The sequence below is a fragment of the Kitasatospora sp. NPDC058478 genome (assembly GCF_042720345.1).
GTDB lineage: Bacteria > Actinomycetota > Actinomycetes > Streptomycetales > Streptomycetaceae > Kitasatospora.
Map to the genome: position 1 here is coordinate 60,225 of NZ_JBHXML010000002.1, position 20,465 is coordinate 80,689.

21 protein-coding genes and 3 pseudogenes are annotated in these 20,465 nt (G+C 71.6%); 14 read left to right on the forward strand and 10 right to left on the reverse strand.

All coding sequences use genetic code 11. The annotated features are described in order from the left end of the window. Positions 1 to 393: 393 nt before the first annotated feature. The 4 genes and pseudogenes from ACFWPT_RS01350 to ACFWPT_RS01365 all read right to left on the reverse strand — a co-directional run bounded on the left by ACFWPT_RS01350 (position 394) and on the right by ACFWPT_RS01365 (position 3,482). On the reverse strand, positions 394 to 1,251 hold the full coding sequence (locus ACFWPT_RS01350; protein ID WP_380478610.1) for a siderophore-interacting protein: 858 nt from the start codon (positions 1,249 to 1,251) through the stop codon (positions 394 to 396). Between the two features lie 403 nt (positions 1,252 to 1,654). Next, on the reverse strand, positions 1,655 to 2,149 hold the full coding sequence (locus tag ACFWPT_RS01355) for a hypothetical protein (RefSeq protein ID WP_380377778.1): 495 nt from the start codon (positions 2,147 to 2,149) through the stop codon (positions 1,655 to 1,657). 470 nt (positions 2,150 to 2,619) lie between these two features. After that, positions 2,620 to 2,804 (reverse strand): annotated as a pseudogene (locus ACFWPT_RS01360) (DUF1768 domain-containing protein); the annotation flags it as partial. 33 nt (positions 2,805 to 2,837) lie between these two features. Continuing rightward, positions 2,838 to 3,482 carry a hypothetical protein gene (locus ACFWPT_RS01365; RefSeq protein WP_380478612.1) on the reverse strand — a complete coding sequence of 215 codons (645 nt, stop codon included), beginning with the start codon at positions 3,480 to 3,482 and terminating at the stop codon, positions 2,838 to 2,840. A 523-nt stretch (positions 3,483 to 4,005) separates the two neighbouring features. Here ACFWPT_RS01365 and ACFWPT_RS01370 point away from each other — a divergent pair. Together ACFWPT_RS01370 and ACFWPT_RS01375 are read left to right on the forward strand one after the other, a co-directional pair. Beyond that, positions 4,006 to 5,181 (forward strand): protein-L-isoaspartate O-methyltransferase, encoded by a 1,176-nt coding sequence (locus ACFWPT_RS01370; RefSeq protein ID WP_380478614.1) that lies wholly within the window; start codon positions 4,006 to 4,008, stop codon positions 5,179 to 5,181. Between the two features lie 84 nt (positions 5,182 to 5,265). Further along, positions 5,266 to 5,895, forward strand: coding sequence for a hypothetical protein (locus ACFWPT_RS01375; protein WP_380478616.1), 630 nt, complete (start codon positions 5,266 to 5,268; stop codon positions 5,893 to 5,895). A gap of 82 nt (positions 5,896 to 5,977) precedes the next feature. Here ACFWPT_RS01375 and ACFWPT_RS01380 read toward each other — a convergent pair whose 3' ends face one another. Next, a complete protein-coding gene (locus ACFWPT_RS01380) occupies positions 5,978 to 7,192 on the reverse strand; it encodes a hypothetical protein (RefSeq protein WP_380377802.1) in 1,215 nt (404 codons plus the stop codon). On the opposite strand from ACFWPT_RS01380, the pseudogene ACFWPT_RS01385 reads away from it, so the two are divergent. From ACFWPT_RS01385 to ACFWPT_RS01405, 5 genes and pseudogenes are all read left to right on the forward strand, one after another. Continuing rightward, positions 7,109 to 7,501, forward strand: a pseudogene (locus ACFWPT_RS01385) (WD40 repeat domain-containing protein); the annotation flags it as partial. The gene ACFWPT_RS01380 and the pseudogene ACFWPT_RS01385 overlap by 84 nt on opposite strands. Beyond that, positions 7,502 to 7,762 carry a hypothetical protein gene (locus ACFWPT_RS01390; RefSeq protein WP_380377800.1) on the forward strand — a complete coding sequence of 87 codons (261 nt, stop codon included), beginning with the start codon at positions 7,502 to 7,504 and terminating at the stop codon, positions 7,760 to 7,762. Between the two features lie 519 nt (positions 7,763 to 8,281). Beyond that, complete coding sequence (locus ACFWPT_RS01395) at positions 8,282 to 8,515, forward strand: hypothetical protein (protein WP_380478618.1); 234 nt, start codon at positions 8,282 to 8,284, stop codon at positions 8,513 to 8,515. Positions 8,516 to 8,713: 198 nt separating this feature from the next. Next, positions 8,714 to 9,022 carry an immunity 53 family protein gene (locus ACFWPT_RS01400; protein ID WP_380377770.1) on the forward strand — a complete coding sequence of 103 codons (309 nt, stop codon included), beginning with the start codon at positions 8,714 to 8,716 and terminating at the stop codon, positions 9,020 to 9,022. A gap of 430 nt (positions 9,023 to 9,452) precedes the next feature. Continuing rightward, positions 9,453 to 10,121, forward strand: coding sequence for a Type 1 glutamine amidotransferase-like domain-containing protein (locus tag ACFWPT_RS01405; RefSeq protein WP_380478620.1), 669 nt, complete (start codon positions 9,453 to 9,455; stop codon positions 10,119 to 10,121). 186 nt (positions 10,122 to 10,307) lie between these two features. Here ACFWPT_RS01405 and ACFWPT_RS01410 read toward each other — a convergent pair whose 3' ends face one another. Then, positions 10,308 to 10,604 (reverse strand): transposase family protein, encoded by a 297-nt coding sequence (locus tag ACFWPT_RS01410; RefSeq protein ID WP_380478819.1) that lies wholly within the window; start codon positions 10,602 to 10,604, stop codon positions 10,308 to 10,310. 115 nt (positions 10,605 to 10,719) lie between these two features. Here ACFWPT_RS01410 and ACFWPT_RS01415 point away from each other — a divergent pair, with 115 nt between their 5' ends. Continuing rightward, positions 10,720 to 11,130 carry a hypothetical protein gene (locus tag ACFWPT_RS01415; RefSeq protein ID WP_380377765.1) on the forward strand — a complete coding sequence of 137 codons (411 nt, stop codon included), beginning with the start codon at positions 10,720 to 10,722 and terminating at the stop codon, positions 11,128 to 11,130. Between the two features lie 234 nt (positions 11,131 to 11,364). Here the strand turns inward: ACFWPT_RS01415 and ACFWPT_RS01420 are convergent, their stop codons facing one another. Continuing rightward, entirely contained in the window at positions 11,365 to 11,643 is a 279-nt protein-coding gene (locus ACFWPT_RS01420) for a hypothetical protein (protein WP_380377764.1), read from the reverse strand. Between the two features lie 370 nt (positions 11,644 to 12,013). Then, positions 12,014 to 12,211: pseudogene (locus ACFWPT_RS01425) on the reverse strand (IS5/IS1182 family transposase); the annotation flags it as partial. On the opposite strand from ACFWPT_RS01425, the gene ACFWPT_RS01430 reads away from it, so the two are divergent. Beyond that, the gene (locus tag ACFWPT_RS01430; RefSeq protein WP_380377761.1) at positions 12,136 to 12,489 is read left to right on the forward strand and encodes a hypothetical protein; all 354 of its coding nucleotides are present in this window, start codon (positions 12,136 to 12,138) and stop codon (positions 12,487 to 12,489) included. The pseudogene ACFWPT_RS01425 and the gene ACFWPT_RS01430 overlap by 76 nt on opposite strands. Before the next feature lie 149 nt (positions 12,490 to 12,638). Here ACFWPT_RS01430 and ACFWPT_RS01435 read toward each other — a convergent pair whose 3' ends face one another. Beyond that, positions 12,639 to 13,685 carry a trypsin-like serine peptidase gene (locus ACFWPT_RS01435; RefSeq protein WP_380478622.1) on the reverse strand — a complete coding sequence of 349 codons (1,047 nt, stop codon included), beginning with the start codon at positions 13,683 to 13,685 and terminating at the stop codon, positions 12,639 to 12,641. Positions 13,686 to 14,082: 397 nt separating this feature from the next. On the opposite strand from ACFWPT_RS01435, the gene ACFWPT_RS01440 reads away from it, so the two are divergent. Continuing rightward, the gene (locus tag ACFWPT_RS01440; protein ID WP_380478624.1) at positions 14,083 to 14,793 is read left to right on the forward strand and encodes a hypothetical protein; all 711 of its coding nucleotides are present in this window, start codon (positions 14,083 to 14,085) and stop codon (positions 14,791 to 14,793) included. Positions 14,794 to 14,877: 84 nt separating this feature from the next. Here ACFWPT_RS01440 and ACFWPT_RS01445 read toward each other — a convergent pair whose 3' ends face one another. Then, positions 14,878 to 15,462, reverse strand: coding sequence for a TetR/AcrR family transcriptional regulator (locus ACFWPT_RS01445; protein WP_380478626.1), 585 nt, complete (start codon positions 15,460 to 15,462; stop codon positions 14,878 to 14,880). A gap of 150 nt (positions 15,463 to 15,612) precedes the next feature. Between ACFWPT_RS01445 and ACFWPT_RS01450 the strand changes: the two genes are divergently transcribed. The 4 genes from ACFWPT_RS01450 to ACFWPT_RS01465 all read left to right on the forward strand — a co-directional run bounded on the left by ACFWPT_RS01450 (position 15,613) and on the right by ACFWPT_RS01465 (position 20,403). Beyond that, complete coding sequence (locus ACFWPT_RS01450) at positions 15,613 to 16,830, forward strand: FAD-dependent monooxygenase (protein WP_380478628.1); 1,218 nt, start codon at positions 15,613 to 15,615, stop codon at positions 16,828 to 16,830. A 287-nt stretch (positions 16,831 to 17,117) separates the two neighbouring features. Further along, positions 17,118 to 17,750: an RNA polymerase sigma factor gene (locus ACFWPT_RS01455; RefSeq protein WP_363367948.1), complete on the forward strand. Its 633-nt coding sequence runs from the start codon at positions 17,118 to 17,120 to the stop codon at positions 17,748 to 17,750. After that, positions 17,747 to 18,568 (forward strand): hypothetical protein, encoded by an 822-nt coding sequence (locus ACFWPT_RS01460; protein WP_380478630.1) that lies wholly within the window; start codon positions 17,747 to 17,749, stop codon positions 18,566 to 18,568. Before ACFWPT_RS01455 ends, ACFWPT_RS01460 begins: the two co-directional genes overlap by 4 nt. Positions 18,569 to 18,924: 356 nt before the next feature. Continuing rightward, entirely contained in the window at positions 18,925 to 20,403 is a 1,479-nt protein-coding gene (locus ACFWPT_RS01465; RefSeq protein WP_380478632.1) for a purine-cytosine permease family protein, read from the forward strand. Positions 20,404 to 20,465: the final 62 nt, after the last annotated feature.

The window sequence follows — 20,465 nt, forward strand, 5'->3', positions numbered from 1 at the left end:
CCCGGCCCCGGGACCACCCGACCCGGGACCGATCCCCGCACCAGGTGGACGGCTGCGCTCTCCATCACCCCTCGGGCCCGTCGGACATCCCGACGGGCCCGGGCGGAGAGGGACCGTCAGGTTGAAGCCGAACTCCGCCAGGTCGAGTTGCAGCTCCTGGCCGCCGAAGAACCCGAGCGCCGCCCTGACCAGCCTCAGGCCCGTCACGAAACCGTCGGCCGTCGCCTCCACCCGCGCTCCGAGCAGCGCCGCGCCGCCGGCCAGGACCGCCTCCCCGTCGGGTGTGTACTCGACGAGTTCCGCGTTCCGACGGTGGCCGTCGCCGGCGAACTCGCGCAGGGCAACCACGGTCTCCGCGTCCACGCAACACGGGCGGCTACCCGGCGGCGCGGATCAGCCGGTCGACTCCCGCCCGGCCTGCTCCTGCTCGGCCTCCACCTGGGCGTTCCACTCGCGCTTGGCCGCCCGCCAGGCCTCGTCGCTCTGACCGGACCGCCAGTAGCCCGAGACCGACATCCGCTCGCGCGGGATGCCCCGCTCCACGCGCAGCAGGCGCCGCAGTTCCTTCACGAAGCCTGCCTCGCCGTGCACGAACGCGGATGCCGCGCCGGCGGGGAATTCCAGCGCGCCCACCGCCTCGACCAGCGCCTCGCCCACCGGGCGCGCGCCGCGGTGCAGCCAGCTGATCTCGGCCCCGGCGGGCGAGACGATCTTCTGCTCCTCCGCGGCGTCCGCGACCTCGACGAAGGCGTGCACCACGGCATCGGCCGGCATCCGTTCCAGCGCCGCGGCAATCGCGGGCAGCGCGCTCTCGTCGCCCACCAGCAAGTGCCAGTCGGCACTCGGGTCGGGGGCGTAGCCGCCGCCGGGGCCCAGGAAGCGCACCGTCTCGCCGGGCTGTGCGCGGGCCGCCCATGGCCCGGCCAGGCCCTCGTCGCCGTGCACCACGAAGTCGATGGTCAGCTCGCGCAGGGCCGGGTCCCAGGCCCGCACGGTGTACGTCCGGGTGATCGGCCGCTGCTCCGGCGGGAACTCCTCGCGGATCCGCGCCATGTCGAAGGGCTCCGGGTAGCTCACGCCCTCGGGCGTGAAGAGCACCTTGACGTAGTGGTCGGTGAACTCGGTGGCGTCGAAGTCCTCCAACCCCGCACCGCCGAGGACCAGGCGCACCATGTGCGGTGTGATCCGCTCGGTGCGCAGCACCTGTGCTTCACGGGCCTGCGGTGTCCGGCGGGTCGGCTGGTCTGCCATGGTGCCCCCCTGGGCTGTGTGATCGCGCTTCTTGGTTAGGCTTGCCTAAGTTAGCACTCTTGAGGCGGTGCTCGGCTCAGGGGCGGCAGCCGATCCCCATTCCGTCCACGACCGGGAACATCACGCCCTGGCAGCCCTGGCGCGGAATGCGGACGCAGCAAGGGCGCGCGGATGCCTCCGCGGCCGGTGCGGCGCAGTCAGACCGCGCCGCGCGCCGGCCGGGAGTCGACGACCGAGGTCGCCGCTCGCAGAGGTCCGCTCAGAACCGGCGCGCTGTCCGAGACGGTTCCAACAGGCCGCCCGGGTGGACCTGACGATCAGTCAAGTCACGATCGCGGCAGAACGAATGGCGGGCGGCGACGGCGAGGACAGCGGCTTCCGCACGACCAGGTGCGGTCGGGCCTCAGGCGCGCCGCACCACGAAGGTGACCTCGGCGGTGTTCCCCTTGCCGCCGATCACCTCGCACGTGAGGCCCGCGCCGACAGTGCACTCGTTGATGTTCGACCCGGCATAGGGATTGCTCCAGTGGATCAACCCGTTCCAGGTGTCCACGCCGAAGCTGATCTGCCCCTCGGTGCCCGTCAGGAACCCGCACGACTCGGTTTTCCAGCTGGGGGCGACGTTCGGCAGGATGTAGCTCGGGGGCAGGGGGCTGCCGGCGGTCCAGCACCCGTGGGCCAGGGTGGCCGAGCCGAGGTAGAGCATGCTGCTGGTCTGGTTCGACAGGGTGACCTTGGTGCTGCGCACCGCGTAGCCGGCGGACGCCGTCGGGGTGGCCGACTGCGCTGTTCCGGCGCTGGGGGTGGCGGCCTGCGCCGCGGGAGCCAGGGCCAAGCCTGCGCTCAGCGCCAGGACGGCGGTCAGTACGGAGGACTGGACAACACGCTTCGAGGTCATGGCAGCCAACTCTCGATCGGAGGGTGGTCAGGTACATGTCTCAACGGGATGGCGGACCTCGTTGGTTCACCAACCGCCACGACGTACGGGAATGAGGGCCTGTGTGAGGTTGTGACCAGCCTTGTGGTCCCCCCTCCTCCGAGAGCGGAACAGGTAAGACCATTGGTTGTGACGCGTCGGCAACTCGCGGACGATCAGCGGACGATGATCGAGCCCCACCTGCCGGTCGGCAGGTTCAACCCGCACCCCGAGCGACTGCGGGAGCGCTCGGGCCGGTGTGCCAGCACCGCAGGCCGGCAACGCCACGACTCGCGGGAGCTCAGCAGTCGCGCTGGTGGATCGTGGGCCAGCGGGGGCAAGCACGGCAGACGAAGACGTAGACACCACCCACGTCGCCCATGGCCATCCCGTGGCTGCCGCCCTGCGCGGTATCGGACAGCTCCCGGCCGGAGCCGGGCTGCCCTGCTACGCCCGGGCCCTGCCACCAGCACCCGAAGCGGTGCGTCCTTTCTGTCCATGTCGCCCAGCGCGTATCGGCGCTACGAGGCGCCGGGATGGCCAGGAACGTCTCCCGCACCTCGGTCCGATTCTTCTCGGTCCGGTCGGCGAGGAAAGCGTCGACGGCGGCCAGGCAACGGCCGGTCGAGTCGGTCCGAACGGTTCGCGCCGGCCGGGGCCGGGACAGGCCTCACGGGCCGTCCCGCCCGTCGCCCGGTTGCGCTGCGTCCCGAGGGGGCGGTGGCGTCGCAGGAGGGCTGGGCGCAGCGGCGGGAGAGGCGGTCGCCGGACCGCGCGCGATGCGGGCGCGGCCGTCGGGCGGCAGGACGACGAGGTACTGCTGGTCGGTGTCCTCGACGCGCGCCAGCGTGACGGAGGTGCCGGCCGCCGCGAGCGCCTCGGCGGCCGGGCCGGCCGCCTCCGTCATCCGGTCGAGCCACGCGTAGGACCGGGTGAGGTCACGTGCCGGGCCGGTGCCCCAGAACGCGATCCGCGCGCCCCGGCGCAGCGCGGCGAGCAGGTCCGTCCGCAGCGGCCCGTCGTCGGCTTCCTGGAGGAGCAGGTCGTGCAGGCGTTCCTGCCCGCACGGCCGTGACGGCGCCGCCTCGGCCAGCGCCCGGCACTTCCGGCACGAGGCCAGGTCCTGCGGCCGGAAGTGGTGCAGGAAGAACGTCAGGTACTGGCCACGGATCCCGCACAGGGTCCGCCTCCCGTCCCCGGCGTGCCCGACACCGGGCACACCGTTGACCCCGACGAGGGGGAACTCGGCCGGCTCACGCGCCGCCGCGAACGACCAGGCCCCACCCGGCGCTTCGGTATCGGGAGAGTTGATCATGCCGGGCAGCATCCCACGCGGCCGGCGAACTGAGCGAGAGCCGGTCCCGAACCCGGCCTGGAGGATGCCTCCGCACACCGGGCACCAGTACCGCTGCCGGAGAGGGCACCGTTCCTCGCGGGCCTGCTCCGCCGGCAGCACGAGGGCGATGACATGTGCGGCCCACCGCCGCTGACGGCTTGCCGCGGCCCGGCGGGCTCCGTCGCCGTACTTGCGGTGCGGCGAGGCGCCCGGCGGGAGCTGTCTGCGGCACGTCGGGCTCCGGCTCTGCCTGTACCTGGCCGCGCTCCCGGGATGCGCGCGCCCGAGACCCGCACGCCCTCGAAGTGCGACCGCACGCCGTCTACCGGCCGGCGCCGAGCTGCGCCAGGATGGTCGGCCAGTCAGCGTGTACGTGGAAGGGGAGCAGCATGGGCGATCACCAGAAGCCGCCGGCGCCGCTTGAGAAGGGGAGCCCGCCGCCGGGCAACCAGGACGGGCAGGTGCCTCCCGCGCCGCCGTCGGGCGGGAAGCACAAGAAGTCGTGAGCCCCGACGCCGACCTGGTGGAGCGTCGGGTGCGGATGGACGCGGCGATGGAGCAGGGCGGGGCGTGGCCCGAGGACTCGCCGTGGTTGCGGGAGGCCATGGCCGCGCTGCCGCGCGACCTGTTCGCACCGGATCGGCTGTGGCGCTGGGACGAATGCGCCTACGTGGCGATGGACCGCGCCACTGATGCGGGCGGGTGGGCGGACGAGCTGTACGGCGACGTCAACGGCGCGGCGATCACCCAGGTCACCGACGGTCTGCCGTCCTCCAGTCTGTCGGCGCCCGGCGTGGTGGCGGACATGCTGGACAGCCTCATGCTGGAGCCCGGGCACACGGTGTGGGACGTCGGCGGCGGGCAGGGCTGGACCTGTGCTCTGGCGGCCTGGCGGGCCGGACCCGGTCGGGTGGTGTCGACCGAGGTCGACGAGCGGCTGGCGGCGTTCGCCCGCGGGCGCCTGGCGGCCGCCGGGGTCGACGCCGAGGTGCTGGCCGGCGACGCCACCCACGCGGGGCCGCCCGGCGGCGCCAGGGTCGACCGGCTCCACGCCACCTACGCCGTCGACGCCGTCCCGTGGGGCTGGGTGGAGGCGACGAAGCCGGGCGGCCGGATCGTCTACCCCTGGGGCAGGCTCGGCCACGTCGCCCTCACCGTTGCCGACGACGGGCGCAGCGCGACGGGCTGGGTGCAGGGCCTGGCGCAGTTCATGGCCGACCGGCGCGGGCCGGCTCCGACGCGCGGTGACCACGCCACGTACACGGCGGTGCGCGAGGGTGGCGGGCCCGAGGTGCGGCGGGTCGTGGAACGCGATCCGGCGCCGCTGGCCGACGACTGGCACCTGCGCTTCGCGGTGCGGGTCGCCGTCCCGGACGCCGTCGTGCTGACGGGCCGGAGCGAGGACGGCGCCAACGTCTGGTTCCACGACGGCGACCGCTCCTGGGCGGCGCTGTCCGCGGACGGTGACGGGGGCGCGGTGCTGTTCCAGGGCGGGCCGCGGCGGATCGGCGACGAGGTGCTGATCGCCTGGTCCCAGTGGGAGGCGCTCGGCTCGCCGGAACTGTACGACTACGGGATCACCGTCACCCCCGAGAAGCAGTGGGCGTGGCAGGGCAGCCCGGGCGGCCCCCGCTGGCCTGTCGCACAGGCCGCCCCGGTCGCCCCGGTCGGACGCTGACCGGGGCGGCCTGGCGACCCGGCGGCGGCCCATACCTGCCTCGGCGCCCGTGACCCCGGGCAACAAGGGCGCCGGCAAGGTGGGTTGCAGGCCGAGGTCCGCCTACCGGGCTCGGCGGGGAGGGCGGCCGAACAGTCGGTCGTTCATGGGTGCAGGCTGGTGTCCATGGACAGCGTCTCAGTAAGTGAACCGGCCGAATACCTCAGCGCGTTGACGTTCGATCAGCTCACCGCGTTCGCCGAACGTCCTGGTCGGCACCGTGGCGAGTTGGAGGGCGTCCGGGAGATCAGCGCCCTGCGCGCGTACCGCTCCGAGGATGGTCTCGGACCGGCGGAGCGCAAGCAATGGGCGAAGCTGTCCCTGCGGGTCAACGCGCGCCTGCACGGCGACGGCCCTCGGGAACAGGCACGCATGGCCCAGAACGACTTCATGCTCCGGGCGTGGATCATCGACCGCTTCGGCCCCGATGCCCAGGACCCCGACTGGGACCCTGACGTTCTCGCCGCCGACACCCTCGCCGAGCTCACCCTGAGTCCTGCGGAGGCCGGCGCTCTGGGCACCCGGTGGCGGGCCCTGCCTGCCGAGCAGATCGGTGAGCTACGCCGCCTCAAGAACCTGACCGGTCACCTCGACCTGATCATCGGACACCTACGACCCGGTCGCAGTCGCGACCAGCTTCAGGAATGGCTGGCCGTCCGGCCGCTTCTCCCCTGATCCGGGTGGCTGGCAGTCCGACGACGTGTCGGCTGATGCCGACGTCAGGGCAATGTGCTCAGGTCCGCACAAAGGAACGGACTCATGACAGATCGCGGTTCGAGTCTTCCCCGCTCGTGATGTCGAGGGCTCCGTCGTGCAGGACGAAGTGGCGGGCGGCATTGTCATCAACTGTGACGCGGGGATGGCTGGTGCCCTGGAATGCCTCGGTCTGCAACTGGAAGCGGGCAGGGTCGGCGCCTTTCGCGACGCGCAGGCGCCAGAAGGTGCCTTCGGCGCTCTCGGGACGGGGCGGCACGGCCAGGTGCACGAGGGCGGAGGCGTTGTGGTGTGTGCCGTAGCGCGTGTATGCCGAGGCGTACGTGGCCAATCGGAGCTCGGCCTCCGGCGGACCGGGGACCGCAGAGGGGTCCGGAGCGGGCTGCTGCGGTACGTCGGCGACCGGGTGTGTTCGGGCCTGGTCGCGGAGGCCGGCGAGGAGGGCCGGTTGGTGGGCCGTCTCTGGCAGCACCGTGGTGAACCAGTCGGCGAGGGCCGACCCGCCGCGGCGGGCCCAGGTCTCGATCAGTTGGCGGAAGGCGGCTTCGCGGCGGTGGGGCAGGCGGTGCGCGCCTGCGGCGAGGATCGCCGCGCCCGCTCCGGCGAAGGCCCGGTGGAAGTCGCGCACCGGGACCCGGTGAGCGCCCCAGGCAGAGCGGACCATGCGGATGTGCAACATGGCGCGGTGGAGGAGGGTTGCTGCGGCCATGGCGTTGGTGCCCAAGCGCCCCTCCTGCGGGGTGTCGGGCCAGGTAGGTCGGCTGTCGCGGGGTGGTGTGGTCGCATCGGCCCGGTGTCCGGCGGCGGACAGGTGCCAGCAGCGGTCGTCTGGGTGGAGGTCTGCCGTCGCAGCGCGGAGTGTGCCGCGGGCTCCGATGCCGATCGACACCCCGTCCGCTTCCGGTCGAAGGGCTGCGCCCTGGGTGTCATGGGAATCGAAGCGGACCTCGGTGATGTCGCGTAGCCGTATGTCCAGCATGGCGGTCTCGGGAGGCGCGCCGTCGTCGACGGGATAGGAACGGGCCACCGCCAGTTCGAGACAGCCGACGAGCCGGCTGCCTGTCCGCTCGACCTGTAGGAAGCGGACCTCGGCCGACGCCAGCTCATAGTCGGCGGCGAGGATTTCTGCGATCTGCGGCGTCACCGCCATCACCGGGGCCATCACCCGTCCCAGATGGTCACGACCTGGCACGTACGGCTTCGCGGGCGCAAGCAGGTCGTCCAACGAGTGTCCGGCGGCCGAGGCTTGCTCCAGCATCCAGCATCCAGCGCCTCTCCTCACCGAGGCCGGCCATCCACTCCAACGCCGCCCGCGCACGACGCTCGCGCCCGCATCGCGTACTGGCCGTGGCTGCCCGAAACAGCGGGAAGGTGTTGTTGTCCCACACGTCCGCCGCCACGCGGATGGTCTCCCGGTCGAAGCAGCGGGCGTCCGAGGAGGCGTCAGCGATCTGCACCAGCGAGCGATCCAGCAGCGCCCCCAGCACAGCGACCGCGGAACCCCGCCGGCCCGGACGACCACACCCTCGTATCCGGGAGCGCCGACCGCACGGTGATCGTCTGGGATGTGACCAACCCGGTCCAGCCCTACAACCTCGGCGGTACCAGCACCCGGACCGGCGCAATCACCGCGGTCGCCGTCACCCCGGACGGGAAGACTCTCCTGTCCGGCGCCGAGGACAAGATCGTCAACGTCAACGACCTCGGCGCACTCGACGAACTGCGCAACCACGCCCATGCGCTGGCTTGCACACGGGCCGGCGGGGGACTCTCCGCCCCGGACTGGAGGGCCTACGTCCCGGGCTTGAGCCACCAACAGACCTGCTAGGACCTCCGGTCCGAGCCACTGCAATCGGAGCCGGACCTGAACGGCCGACCGGCCGAACGGCGTTGGTAGTGGCAGGCGTTCCCCGTGTTCCCAGCTGGAACGCTCCGGCTGCCTCATGACTCCACGCCATAGCCCGGACGCGGCCGGGTGGCCGGCCCATGCGGCCGGGAGTCGTTCGTCGGCACCCTGGCATATTCCGCAGACCCACCGACTGCTCGCCCGCTACCCGCAGGAACGGGATACCGCCGAGATCCGGCGGCCTCCGAACGACGGTCTCAGCCAAGTCGATCCGCCGCCGTGCCTCCGGCGACTGATTGTCGGCGGAGGCTGATCGCCTCCCGGCCAGCAGGCCGCGGAGCCAGGAGGTGAAGTGGCACCACCACCGGCCCCTCCCCCGGTCCTCTCGCTCCTCCCCTCCTCCCCCGGCGCGGACCGGCGCGGACCGGCGCCTCCAGCGCAGCCAGCTCTGCGGCCACGGCTCTACGTTCCGTCGTCGTCCGCGAGTTCGGCGGCCGCGGCTTGCCTCTCGGCCCCGTCCTGGTCACCAGCGCGTACGGCTGGCTGATCCGCAAGGGCCCGCCCCAGCGGCAGCTGTGCCGTTCCACGGCCTGCGCCGACGGCATCGACCTGGCATGGGGAGCCGACAGCGTGATGTGCGACGGCCGGCTGACCAACCGGCGCTCGCAAGGACGCCGGGCCAGGCGGGCCGTCGAGGAGGTGACGGCGGAGCTGGAGCGTCAGGCGCTGCCGTGAGCTGCCCCGAGTTTCATGGAGTCCGCGATTGTGTGATCAAGCCGTCCCGACCAGGTTTCGACAGCCAGCCCGCCGGACCCGAGGACCAGTACGCGAGGATGCGCGCCGCCCTGGCAGCGTGCGACCGGCCGACAACCGCACTGAGCTGGCTGCGCATCCGGACAAATCCATGCGATCACAGCATTAACATCTCCTCCCATGAGTGATTCGAAGCATGTCCTTGACTGGCTGCAGGACTGGTACACCGACCAGTGCAACGAGGACTGGGAGCACGAGTGGGGCGTGAAGATCGCCACGCTCGACAACCCGGGTTGGACCGTCACCATTGACTTGGAGGAGACAGACCTGGAGGAATGCGAATATCCCCGACAGGACATCAACCGCAGTACACACGACTGGGTGTGGGTGTGGACCTCCGAGAAGATCTTTCACGCCAGCTGCGGCCCCGGCAACCTCACCGAGGCCATCACGCTGTTCCGCGCCTGGGCGACCGCGAACACCCCCTGAGCGTTCGCGCAGCCCGAGACCCCAACCCGACGTACCTATGCGGTCAGTACAGATGTGATCCCCCATCACCGGGCCTTCATTGAGGATTGTTCATCCTGAACTTGCAGGTCACGGGGCTGGCGTGGGTCGGGGGTGGGGCACTCGGGCCGGTCTACGGCGTGATCGGTAGCAGATGATCGTCCGTCAGCGGGAGATTTCGGCGTTCGTCGACGCGAGCAGAGCCTGCAGAAGCATGGTGGCGTGCCGGGTCTGTTCATGCAGACCTTGGTGAGGATCCGTCAGTTCTTCAGGCCGGCGAAGCCGTGCTCGTTGGCTGCGGGTTCGCGGTTGACCCGGTCGGCCATGCTGGTCGCCCGCCTCAGCACGGACCACGGAGGTGGTGGCCTCCCAGCGCATTGCGCGGGCCTGGCAGCCATGATTGGCTCGCCTGGTGAAGCTTCTGTTGACGTCGAGCGGCCTGCGCAACGAGACATTGCGGGATGCGCTGCGAGACCTGCTGGGAAAGCCGTTCGAGTCGGCGAACATCGTGTACGTTCCCACGGCATCCGTTGCCGAACCCGGAGACCACGGGTGGTTCGTCGCGGACATGAGTCGACTGCATGGTCTCGGCTGGCAGGAGTTCGACATCCTGGAGCTGAACGGCCTGCCTCGGCAGATGGTGCTTGACCGGCTGCTTCACGCCGACGTCATCTATGTCGAGGGCGGCAGTCACTACCATCTCGCGCGCAGTATCACCGGCAACGGCCTGGCCGACGGCTTCTTGGAGGTGCTGGAGAACCGGGTCTATGTGGGGGTGAGCGCCGGATCGATGATCTTCAGCCGGAATCTCACCGAACATTCCGCCGACGTCATCGGGGATACTGCGGACCTGCACGTGCTCGGCGCGACGACGGTGGAGCCGCCGTTCGGTCTCTTCGACTGGTACCTGAAGCCGCACCTGAACTCGCCGGACTTCCCGGGGCGGGACGACGTCTGGGCTGATCGCATCGTCGAGCGGGCGGACTTCCCGATCTACTTCATCGACGACGACACGGCTATTCGCGTCAGCGACGGCAAAGTGGACGTCGTCTCCGAAGGGCGCTGGCGGTTTCACCCCTGACGCAACGCGCGGTGCGGCACATCTTCTCTTCCCCGATCCGGGCGAAGTGCTGGTCCAGGACGGAGAGATAGACGTTGGCCAGCGGCGGGGAGACCACCCGCCCTGCGAAGTTCCGGTCAAGGTCTCCGTAGACCCACCGTTCGGCTCGGCCGGTCGGGGGCGTGATCGCTGGCAGGTGATCGCCCGTCAGTGGGAGATTTCGGCGTTCGTCAGCACGAGCAGGGCCCGTAGGAGGGCGGTGGCGTGCTTGGCGTTCATGCGGACCTTGCTGAGGATCCTCCAGTTCTTCAGGTCCGCGAAGCCGTGCTCGTTGGCCGCGCGTTCGCGGCTGACCAGCCGGTTCGCCTCCTTCTGGGCCTCGGTCAGCGGATGTCCCCGGGTCGCCCTGCGACCGGTGACGATCACCGGGTCGTCCGGGTCGTCGTCCAGACCGACGAAGCCGAGGTCGGCCAAGGCGCCGCTCCCGGGCGCCAGGATTTCCAGCCACTACTTTCAGCGGCTCAACTGCGATCCGCCCCGCCAGGCCGCCAGCTGGGTTAGGTGTGCGTGTGTTGCGGAAGTGGCGGTTGGTGCCTTGGTAGTGCGGGAGACTCACGCCATGGATGGGATCTATCGACTGCGGCGCCAGACGAACCGCTGGGCGCGTTTCGCCGAGGTCAGCGTGCGCCTGGTCCCGGTGGCGAGTGCTGGCGTTGTGGTCCGTGCGGCGGTGTTCGGCCGAAATGGCTCGGCAGTCGTCGATGACGCGGGGGACCCGGGCGCCGAGGCGGAAGCGCGAGAAGGCGTCCGGTACGCGCTGAGGGAACTGCCCGCCGGCATCCGCGGCTGGCTGGTGGAGATCACCGGGATTGTCATCGCTCCTGCTGATACCGGTCCGGGTGACGTGAAGTTCGCTGCCGCCCACGCCGTCTGGCAAGCGCTGGGACACCTGCCGTCCCGCCCGCCGTTCACGGGTGAGGACGGGAGCCCGGTGTTTCCAGCGGAGGAAACTCCTGATCGCGGTCTGTGATGATCTTGGCGCGGGGTGCGGAGGCCTGACGGACGAACAGTGGGTCCGACTGGAGGAGTTGCTGCCGGCGGGTAAGAAGACAGGGCGGCCTCCGTACCGGACCCATCAGCAGGCCGCCGGGGCGGCGAAAAGGGGGCCTCCAGAAGGAGCCGCCAACTCAAGCGCCACGGACCGCCGCTACGAGATACGACAAACCTGCCGTCCGCTACGAAGCGACCGTGCTGGCCACAGCCATCAACGAATGGCTGTGACCAGCACTTTCACAACAGGCCATAGTTCGGATGAGCCCGTGTCAGGTGCCCCATGCTCCGTCTCGACCTCGTCCAAGAGCCCAGGCTGCTCGAGATCGAGATCAACACCCGCTGCCTCGGGGAGACCCGACGGATGCAGTGGCTCGGCGAACTCGCCGGCCTGCAGGAGAGCCTGCGGCACATTGCTGACAAGAAGTGTCAGGTCGAACAGCTGCGAGTCCAGGCCGGCCCGGACGCGGATGGTGTCATTGCCCTGAGCCAAGGGGGTGGTGCTTACCCCGAAATCACAGTTCGGGGCCTACCCCGCCGGGCTTCTGGCGAGAACTACCGCAACTTCCGATCAAGAGGAGGGCAGTGGCTGAGGTCATCAGGTCGGTTCACGAATGGGCCGCAGAGCCACAGGCAGGCCGACTTCGAGCTCACCCGCAACCTGCGGGCAACCTTGGCCCCAGCCCATCGGCGAACAACCCGGCGGCCTCCAGCCGCACCTCCTCGCGACGCTGGCGACCTTTCGCCGTCAGCCCGCCCCCATCCGCATATCGCATACCTACGGCATAGCGCGCAGATGACCATCAGTCAGCTACATGAACAGGCCAATCACCCCGAAGCGCCGAAGTCAGTAAGACCGTGTCCTATGTGGTGGGGCGGGTCAGGCGTTTGTAGCAGCAGAGGGTGGCGGCGAGGCCGAGGAAGGCCAGGTAGGTGCGGGGGTCGCGTTCGTAGCGATGGTTGAGCCGGCGGTAGCCGGTCAGCCATGACGTCGTTCGTTCGATGGCCCGCCTGCGACGCCCGAGGCGTTCGCTGGAGTCGATTCGGCCTCGGCGCCGGATCGGCGCACGCCGCCGGCTGGCCGCCGCCGCAGCCCGGCGCCCACCTGTACACGGGCACCGGCGGGAGCGGGGCGGTGACCACGGTCGGCCTGGGCGACTTCGGCACCTGCCACGCCCTGTCGGCGCCCGCCCGCTCCGTCCAGGTCGTCTCCGGCTCCGTGTCCGTGGCGCTGTACCCGGACACGGGCTGCGCCGGCGCGTACCCGTGGGCCACCGGCTCGCTGGCCCAAGCCAACCTGCCGTGGGCGATGCGGAGTTACCGGGTGGTCCCGGCCTGACGGACGGCGCAGCGGCTTCGGACGGCCGCCCCGGGCGGAGGCCTCGAACGCCGGTACCGGGGGTGCGGGAGCCAGTCGGCTCGCGCCCCTGGTACCGGCGTTTTCCGTTGGGGCCTGGTGGCTCCGGCCGGTGTTTGTGCCGGTCAGGCCTAGCGCGCCTGGGCCCAGCTGTAGAGGCGGTGGGCGCTGTCACCGAGGCGGGTGGCGTACAGCGTGCCGGGCTGCCCGCCCGCGAGGTCATCCGTGGTGGTGGTGACGCCGACGACGGTGCCGGCGCCGGTCCGGGTGTCGAAGCGGGCGAAGTGCGGGCCGCCGCTCGCCCCGTGGGCCATGTCGCAGGACTCGCCCCACAGCAGGGGCGCCTTGGGGGCCGGCCGGTCCGGTCCGGCGCAGTGGATCATGCGTGAACCGGCGTACTTGGCACTGGGGTCGTTGAGCCGGTCCTTCGGGTAGCCGAAGGTGTGGATGAACTCGCCCGCCGCGGGCTCGGTGAACGCGATCCGCTGGCTTCCGGTGACGTCCGCGATCCGGCGCCCCTCGGCTGACGGGTTCGCCACGAGGACCCCGGTGTCGTAGCCGGCGACGGCGACGTCGTTCGAGGTCGTGCTGCCCGGATCGGCGTCCCAACGGGACGACGTGGCCATCGACTTGATGCTGAATCCGCCGAGCGGCTTCGTCCCGTTGCGGTAGCCGGGCACGAAGTAGAGGTTGTGCTGCCAGGTGTCGTCGGTGGCGGGAGCCCCGACGCCCCGCAGGCAGTGCGCCGCGGTGACGACGGTGCTGCGGTTCGCACTGTTGACGACGGTCGCGGTGCAACTGCCGTCGTAGCCGTCGGAGAAGGTGAAGAAGAGCCGGCCGACGCTCCGGTCCACCGCGCCGCCGTGGGTCCAGACGGCGCCGGGGTCCGGCGTGTTCGGCGGGAGCGGACGCGGATCGTCGGGCGTGGTGTCGTCCTCGGGCACGGGGGTGATCTCGGGAACCATGGCGCCCGCCAGCTTCATCCGCGCGGCGGTCCAGTAGGCGTCGATCCGGCTGCGCTCCTGGGCGGTCGTGGCGCCGGCGTGCGAAGTGACGGAGTCCGGTTCCGCGGCGAAGGCCGCGGTGGGCAGCAGCACCGCCGCTGCCGTGGTCGCGCTCAGCAGGAGGGCGGCTGCGGCGGAGAGGCCGCGGGGGAGTTCTCGGCGTGTGGCTGACATCGTTGCCCATCTCGGTCGGGTGCGGTTCGTGTCGGGTGCGGTTCGCTTCGGGTGCGGTCCGCGCTCGGGTGCGGTCCGTACGCGGGGGGCGGCCGCGGTCCGCCCCGCGCGTCACGGATATCCGGCACTGTAGGAACAGAACGTCAGGTCCTGGTCTGGGGCGCGTTTCGCTCTTCCATCGGTACCGTCAGGTTCCGGTAACGACGTCTCGTCCTCGTACCGGTGCCGGGTGTGCGCTCCGGTCCGGTTCCAGCCGCAGTTCACGGCCGACGGAGAGGCGGCCGACGGGTTTGTCGAGGTCCGTCGGGACCATGGTTGTGCTCCGCACCGCGAGGGGCTCCCCGGGCTTCGCAAAAAAGGAGCTTGAGGCCACTGGCGCGCGTGTTGTACTTGGCACATGGGGGTTGGCGACGGTCGGATGCGGTTGCGGGTGACGAGCCACCCTGTTGCCGATCCCGAATCCGGGCTCAGCCGGATCCTGAGCACCGGTCCCATGCTCCGCAACACTTTCGTCCGCCCGCCCGACTACCGAGTCGGGTATCTGGGCGCAAGCCGCGCCGATCTCCTTCGGCTCGGCGCTCTGTTCCGCGTCGCCGCGGCGAGCCCGCACAGCGCGATCTACATTCCGGTCCCACCGGGCGCCCATCCGATGGCCTCCGCCGGCGGCGACACCCATCCGATGCCCATGCTCCTGGCCCGTGAGGACATGGGACTGCGGCCGTCCGACTGGCCGGATCTGCGGCACAGGATGCGCCGCGCCTCGGTGCCGTTGAGGGTGACCGCCCCAGCGGCACGATCTCCCGACCGTCCCGACGACGTCCGTCGCCGAGCCGATCGCCACCCCGCCCGCTTCGCCGAGTACGCCGCGACGATCGTCATCACCGCCCGTGCCGAGCTGCTGTTCTGGATCGGCGACTGGCTCACCGCCGCCGGCGACCGCGTCGCCCAAGACCCCCACGTCCATCAGCACGGCGAGAGCTTCCTCGGCGACATGGTGGGCTTCTTCGACCTCAGGGGCACGGACCAGCCCATGCACGCGTTCTGCGTGGTCGCCGTCGAACCGATCTTCCACCAGGCCCGCTGGCGGAAACAGCGAACACCCAACTGAAGCAGCGGTGGTAGCCGAAGCCCGCCGCGTCGAGGGCCTGCGTCCGCGGCGGCCGGTCAGTCCCGACCGGCCAGTCCCGACCGGTCAGTCCCGGTCGAGCAGTGCGGCGAGGTAGTGTGCCACCTCGCCGCACAGGTCCTCCGGTGTCGGCACGTGCCAGTGTCCGCTTCCCGCTGTGGCGTTGAACAGCAGCCCGTCGCACCAGCGGATCAGCCGTCGGGCGTCGGCCGCCGGGTCGGCCGAGCCGCTCCGCGCCAGCAGGGCGGCAGCGGTGTCGGTGAAGCGCGCGCCCAGCCGGTCGTAGCCGGCGCGCAGTTCGGGCCGGCGGGTGGCTTCCAGGGCGAGTTCGAGGCGGGCCAGAGTGAGCCTGCGCCCGGTGGTGAGCGCGCCGTACAGCAGCTCGGCCACTCCCTGGGTGAGCAGGTGGCGCGGGCAGCAGTCCGGCTGGGGCCCGCCGGCCATGACCGGGTGGCCTCCGGTCTCGCGTTCGACGATGCGGGTGAGGGCGAGGTCGAGCAGGGCGGCCCTGGTCCGGGCGAGGTTCGAGGTCGAGCCGGCGGGCAGTCCGGCCTCCTCGTCCACGGCGCGGTGGGTCAGCCCGCGCAGGCCGCGCTCGGCGATCAGGGCGATGGCGGCGTCGGCGATCAGCGTCGGGCGCGGCGGTGTCATGGATCCGGTCCTGGCCTCTCTCTTCAGGGGGTCCCGACCCGGGGCGGGCCCGAACCCCCTTCACGCCAACACTATCCCACCCCAACTACAGGTGTAGTACGGTGCGGGAAGTGGTCACTACAGCCGTAGTGTCGGGAGAGGGGTTCACTCATGGGCGCGTACCAGGCGATCGTCATCGGCGGCGGCATCGGCGGACTCTCCGCCGCCCTCGCCCTCCACCGCCAGGGCATCCCCGTGACCGTCCACGAGCGCGCCGCCTCGCTCGAACCCGTCGGCGCCGGACTCGCCCTCGCCCCCAACGCCCTGCGCGCCCTCGACCGGCTCGGCATCGGCGAACGCCTGCGAGCCCTCGCCACCCCTCATCCCGCCGTCGGCCTGCGCCACCCCTCCGGCCGCTGGCTCGCCCGTACCGACACCGCCACCTTCGAGGCCTGCTTCGGCGACACGATCGCCGCCGTCGCCCGCGCCGACGTCATCGCCGCCCTGGTCGACGCCCTTCCGGACGGCACCGTCCGCACCAACTCGCCCGCCGCCCTCGTCACCCCCGGAGGCACCACCGGAAGCGCCACCGGAGGCACCCCAGGAAGCGCCACCGGACCAGCCGTCGTCCGGACCCCCGACGGGGAACGGCCCGCCGCCCTGGTGGTCGCCGCCGACGGCCTCCGCTCCGCCACCCGCGCGCTGCTCTTCCCCCGGCACCCCGGCCCCCGCTACAGCGGCTTCACCACCTGGCGCACCGTCGTGTCCCCCACCCGCCGGCCGGATGCCGTGGGCGAGGTCTGGGGACGCGGACAGCTCGCCGGCGTCGTCCCGCTCGCCGACGGCCGGGTCTACGTGTACGGCGCCGCCCTCGCCCCGGCCGGCGCCCGCGCCGCCGACGGCGACGAGAAGGCCGAACTCCTGCGCAGGTTCGGCACCTGGTGCGCGCCCGTGCCCCAACTCCTCGCGCTCGCGGAACCCGAGCGCGTCCTGCGCCACGACGTCTGGGACCTCGCCGACCCCCTGCCCACCTACCACCAGGGCCGGGTTGCCCTCCTCGGCGACGCCGCCCACGCCATGTGCCCCTTCCAGGGCCAGGGCGCCTGCCAGGCCATCGAGGACGCCGTCGTCCTCGCCTCCGCCCTGACCCCCGGCGCGGACCCGGCCACCACGCTCCCCATCTACACCGCCGCACGCCTCCCGCGCACCACCGCCATCGTCACCGGCTCCCGCCGTACCGGCGACCTCGTCGCCCTCCGCACCCCCGCCGCCACCCGCCTGCGCGATGCCGCCCTCACCCTCGCCGGCCTCCTCCCGGCCCGCACCCTGCTCAACCGCTCCGCCCGGACGTACAACTGGCAGCCCCCGGCCCTCGACGCAACCGCCTGAGCACGGACTGCCCGCCACTCGCCCGGGACCAGCCGGCGGGCTGGAGGCCGAGGCGGCCGGCATGCGGGGCGAAGTGCGCGGGCGCGGCCTTGCCCGCGAGTTCGGGGACCACGACGATCCGCCCGAGGCCTTCGTCCGGATGCGCGGGATCGCCGTGCAGGCGATCGCTCCGACGACGGCCGGGCGGGCCGGTAGAGCGGCCAGGCGCGTTCCGCGGGTGACGCAGGTCATAGGAACCCGCGCGGGCGGGGCACCAGATAGGGGGCGTGGACTCTTCAGATCGAGATGTGCGCGCGAGGGTGCGGGCCGGTGACCGGGACGCGTTCGGCCGGCTCTTCGACACGTATGCGCGCGCGGTGTACAACCACGTGTTCCGGCTCACCGGGGACTGGTCGACGGCGGAGGACGTGATGTCGTTGACGTTCCTGGAAGCCTGGCGCCGGCACGACCGGGTCGAGGCGGAGGGCGGGTCGCTGCGGCCCTGGCTGCTGGGCATCGCCACGAAGCTGGTCAGCAACCAGCGCCGGGCCGCCCGGCGGCACTGGCAGGTACTGGCGCAGCTCCCGCCGGCCCGCGAGGACGTTCCCGACTTCGCGCAGGAGGTGGCCGGGCGGATCGACGACGCGGCGCGGATCGCGGTCCTGCACCAGTCGCTGGCGCGGCTGCGCCGCCCGGACCGTGAGGTGCTGGCCCTGTGCGTGTGGGCGGGCCTGGACTACCAGGAGGCCGCCGAGGCCCTGGGCGTACCGGTGGGCACCGTACGCTCACGCCTGTCCCGGGCCCGGGCCCGGCTGCACCGCCTCGCCGAGACGGCCCAGCGCCGGGCGCAGCGGAAAAAAGTGGAACCCGGCCGTGGCCGGAACCAGATCCAGGGTGGGTCCGCGAGTGCGGCCCCGTCCACGAAGGAGGTACACCAGTGAACGCCGGACAGCGGCCGGAGCCGGTCGAGCGCGCGGAACTGCTCGGGCAGGTGCCCGTGCCGGCCGAGCGCGACCTCCCCGCAGGACGCCACGCCCTACACCGGGAGCGCCTGATGCGCCAGATCGACCTCGACACCCCCGCCCCAACCTCCACCCCCGCCCCGGCCCCCGCCAGGCCGCGCTTTCGGCGGCGGCTGGCCGTCACCCTCGCCGGTGCGCTCGTCGTGGGTACGGCCGTGGCCGTGGCCGTGACGCAGTCCTCGCGGGGCGGCGCCAGCGGGCCGCTGAGCTCCGCGGAGCTGGCCAGCTGGACCGGTGTCCCGACACCGCTGGCCGCTTCGACGGGCCCGGGCGCCACCGCCGAGAAGTGGTGCCTGGACCGGATGGCCGACGGCCCTGGCGCCGGGGCACCCGTCAAGATCACCAATGCGGACCTGCGGGGCAAGGTCGCCTCCATGGTCGTCAACCGCGGCGGCAAGGCCATGCTCTGCTACGTCGCCTCGGAGACCAGCGGCCTGTGGGAGGCGATCGACCCGGTGAAGAACGTGGCGGCCGATGCGGTCACCTACGACACGGGCGGCTCCCACGGCGACGGGGACGCCATGTTCAACTACGCGCAGGGCTCCGTGGGGGCCGGCGTGAAGGCGATCACCATGCAGGTCGCCGGACGCACCTTCCAGGTCACCGTGGCGGACGGCCGCTGGACCGCCTGGTGGCCCGGGACGATGTCACACCGTGCCGTCCCCGACACGGTCACCGTCACCCTCGCCGACGGCACCACCCGCGTCGTCAGCGGCAGCTCGCTGTTCACCAGGTGAGACCCAGGTGAGACCTCCCGGGTGCGCGCTGAGCGCCTGGACCAGGCGGCGCCCGGTCGGGCCTGCGCGCTCCCGGGCCGGCGGCGCATCCCGGCCCTGATCTCCTCCTCGGCGAACGCCGCGAGCGCGTCGGACCTGGCCGTGGGCCGGGTCCGCCGTTCGCGGCGTTTGCAGCGTTCGCGGCGTTTGCGGAGAGGCCGCGGGCGGGGGTGGCGTCCTCCCCTCCGGTACCGGCCAGGCCCGGGAACCGAAGCGGACAAAGTAGGATGACTCAACTCCCGCGCTACGCGCGAAGAGTTCCACAAATGCCCCATTTGTTCGATTTATCTCCGCTTCACACGCACGGAGCCATCCTCATGGACAACCCGTCGAACGCCGACACCGGCGGCGCGATAGAAACCCGCGGCATCGAACCCGTCCCCGACCACGAGCGCGGGGGCAGAGTCCGCGAGCTCTTCCCGACCTGGGTCGCCGCGAACATCAGCGTCCTGCTGCTCACCATGGGCGCCGCCCTGGTGGTGTTCAACCAGTTGAACTTCTGGCAGGTCCTGATCGTCGCGGCGTGCGCCGCGCTCGTCTCGTTCGGCCTGGTCGGCGTGCTGTCGGTCTCCGGCAAGTGGGGCGGGGCGCCGGGCGCGACCCTCTCGCGGGCCACCTTCGGGGTGCGCGGCAACCTCTTCCCCGGCGCGGTGCTCTGGATCGCCCGGTTCGGCTGGGAGACGATCAACGCCGTCACCGGCGCCTACGCCGTGCTGACCGTCCTCGACCTGCTCTTCGGCGTCAAGGCCAACACCGCGCTGATCGTCATCACGCTCTTCGCCTTCGTCGCCTGCACCTTCCTGGTCTCCGGCATGGGCCGCAAGGCGCTGAACGTCTGCAACACCTGGTCGACGTACCTCTTCGGCGTCTTCAGCGTGCTGGTCCTGGGCTACCTGGTCGCCACCATGCACTGGAGCGAGGTCTTCGCCAAGCCCGCGGGCACCACCGCGATGATGATCGCCGGCATCGGGACCATCGCCGCCGGCGGCATCAGCTGGGTCCCCACCGGCCCGGACTTCGCCCGCTACCTCCCGCACGCCGCCTCCGGCAGGAAGATCGTCGGCGTGACGGTCTCCGGCGCCGGCCTGGTGATGGTGCCCATGGTGCTCATGGGCGCCGTGATGGCGGTGGCCTCACCCGGCCTCGCCCAGGCCGCCGACCCGGTCTCCTTCCTCGGCGACCTGCTGCCGACCTGGCTCGCCGTGCCCTACCTGCTGACCGCGATCGTGGGCATGCTGCTGATCAACAGCCTCTCCATGTACTCGGCCGGCTTCACCGCGCAGACCATGGGCGTCAAGCTGCCGCGCGCCACGGCCGTCAGCATCAACGCCGTGATCTCGCTGGTCGGCGGCCTGCTGCTGATGCTGGTCGCCAAGAGCTTCCTGGGCTCCTTCATCACCTTCCTCATCCTGCTCGCCGTCTCCTTCTCGGCCTGGATCGGCGTCTACGCGGTGGACATGTTCCGGCGCCGCTCACGCGCGGTGCGCTACGACGCCGCCGGGCTCATGGACACCAGCAGGAACAGCCGCTACTGGTACACCGGCGGCTTCTGCTGGCAGGCCATGGTGTCCTGGGTGCTCGCACTGCTGCTGGGGCTCGCCTTCACCAAGTGCGACTGGTTCGCCGGCCCGCTCTCCGACACCCCCGTCGGCAGGTACGGGCTCGCCTGGGCAGCGACCATCGTGATCTCCGCCGCGATCATGGCCGCACTCCCCGCACCCCGGGAGAACACCCCCGCCACCACCGCACAGCCCTCCGACCGCCAGGCGGAGCAGCCCGAACCGGCCACTGCCTGACCCCGAGGCACGGCCCACCGCCCGCCCCGACACACCCAGACACACCCCGACCGCCCGGTCGC

Bases quoted from the DNA above. Each gene is read 5' to 3' on its own strand.
- ACFWPT_RS01350 (WP_380478610.1), bottom strand. From the start codon at position 1,251: ATGGCAGACCAGCCGACCCGCCGGACACCGCAGGCCCGTGAAGCACAG.
- ACFWPT_RS01355 (WP_380377778.1), bottom strand. From the start codon at position 2,149: ATGACCTCGAAGCGTGTTGTCCAGTCCTCCGTACTGACCGCCGTCCTG.
- ACFWPT_RS01365 (WP_380478612.1), bottom strand. From the start codon at position 3,482: ATGATCAACTCTCCCGATACCGAAGCGCCGGGTGGGGCCTGGTCGTTC.
- ACFWPT_RS01380 (WP_380377802.1), bottom strand. From the start codon at position 7,192: ATGCTGGAGCAAGCCTCGGCCGCCGGACACTCGTTGGACGACCTGCTT.
- ACFWPT_RS01400 (WP_380377770.1), top strand. From the start codon at position 8,714: ATGAGTGATTCGAAGCATGTCCTTGACTGGCTGCAGGACTGGTACACC.
- ACFWPT_RS01415 (WP_380377765.1), top strand. From the start codon at position 10,720: ATGGATGGGATCTATCGACTGCGGCGCCAGACGAACCGCTGGGCGCGT.
- ACFWPT_RS01430 (WP_380377761.1), top strand. From the start codon at position 12,136: ATGACGTCGTTCGTTCGATGGCCCGCCTGCGACGCCCGAGGCGTTCGC.
- ACFWPT_RS01435 (WP_380478622.1), bottom strand. From the start codon at position 13,685: ATGTCAGCCACACGCCGAGAACTCCCCCGCGGCCTCTCCGCCGCAGCC.
- ACFWPT_RS01440 (WP_380478624.1), top strand. From the start codon at position 14,083: ATGGGGGTTGGCGACGGTCGGATGCGGTTGCGGGTGACGAGCCACCCT.
- ACFWPT_RS01445 (WP_380478626.1), bottom strand. From the start codon at position 15,462: ATGACACCGCCGCGCCCGACGCTGATCGCCGACGCCGCCATCGCCCTG.
- ACFWPT_RS01450 (WP_380478628.1), top strand. From the start codon at position 15,613: ATGGGCGCGTACCAGGCGATCGTCATCGGCGGCGGCATCGGCGGACTC.
- ACFWPT_RS01465 (WP_380478632.1), top strand. From the start codon at position 18,925: ATGGACAACCCGTCGAACGCCGACACCGGCGGCGCGATAGAAACCCGC.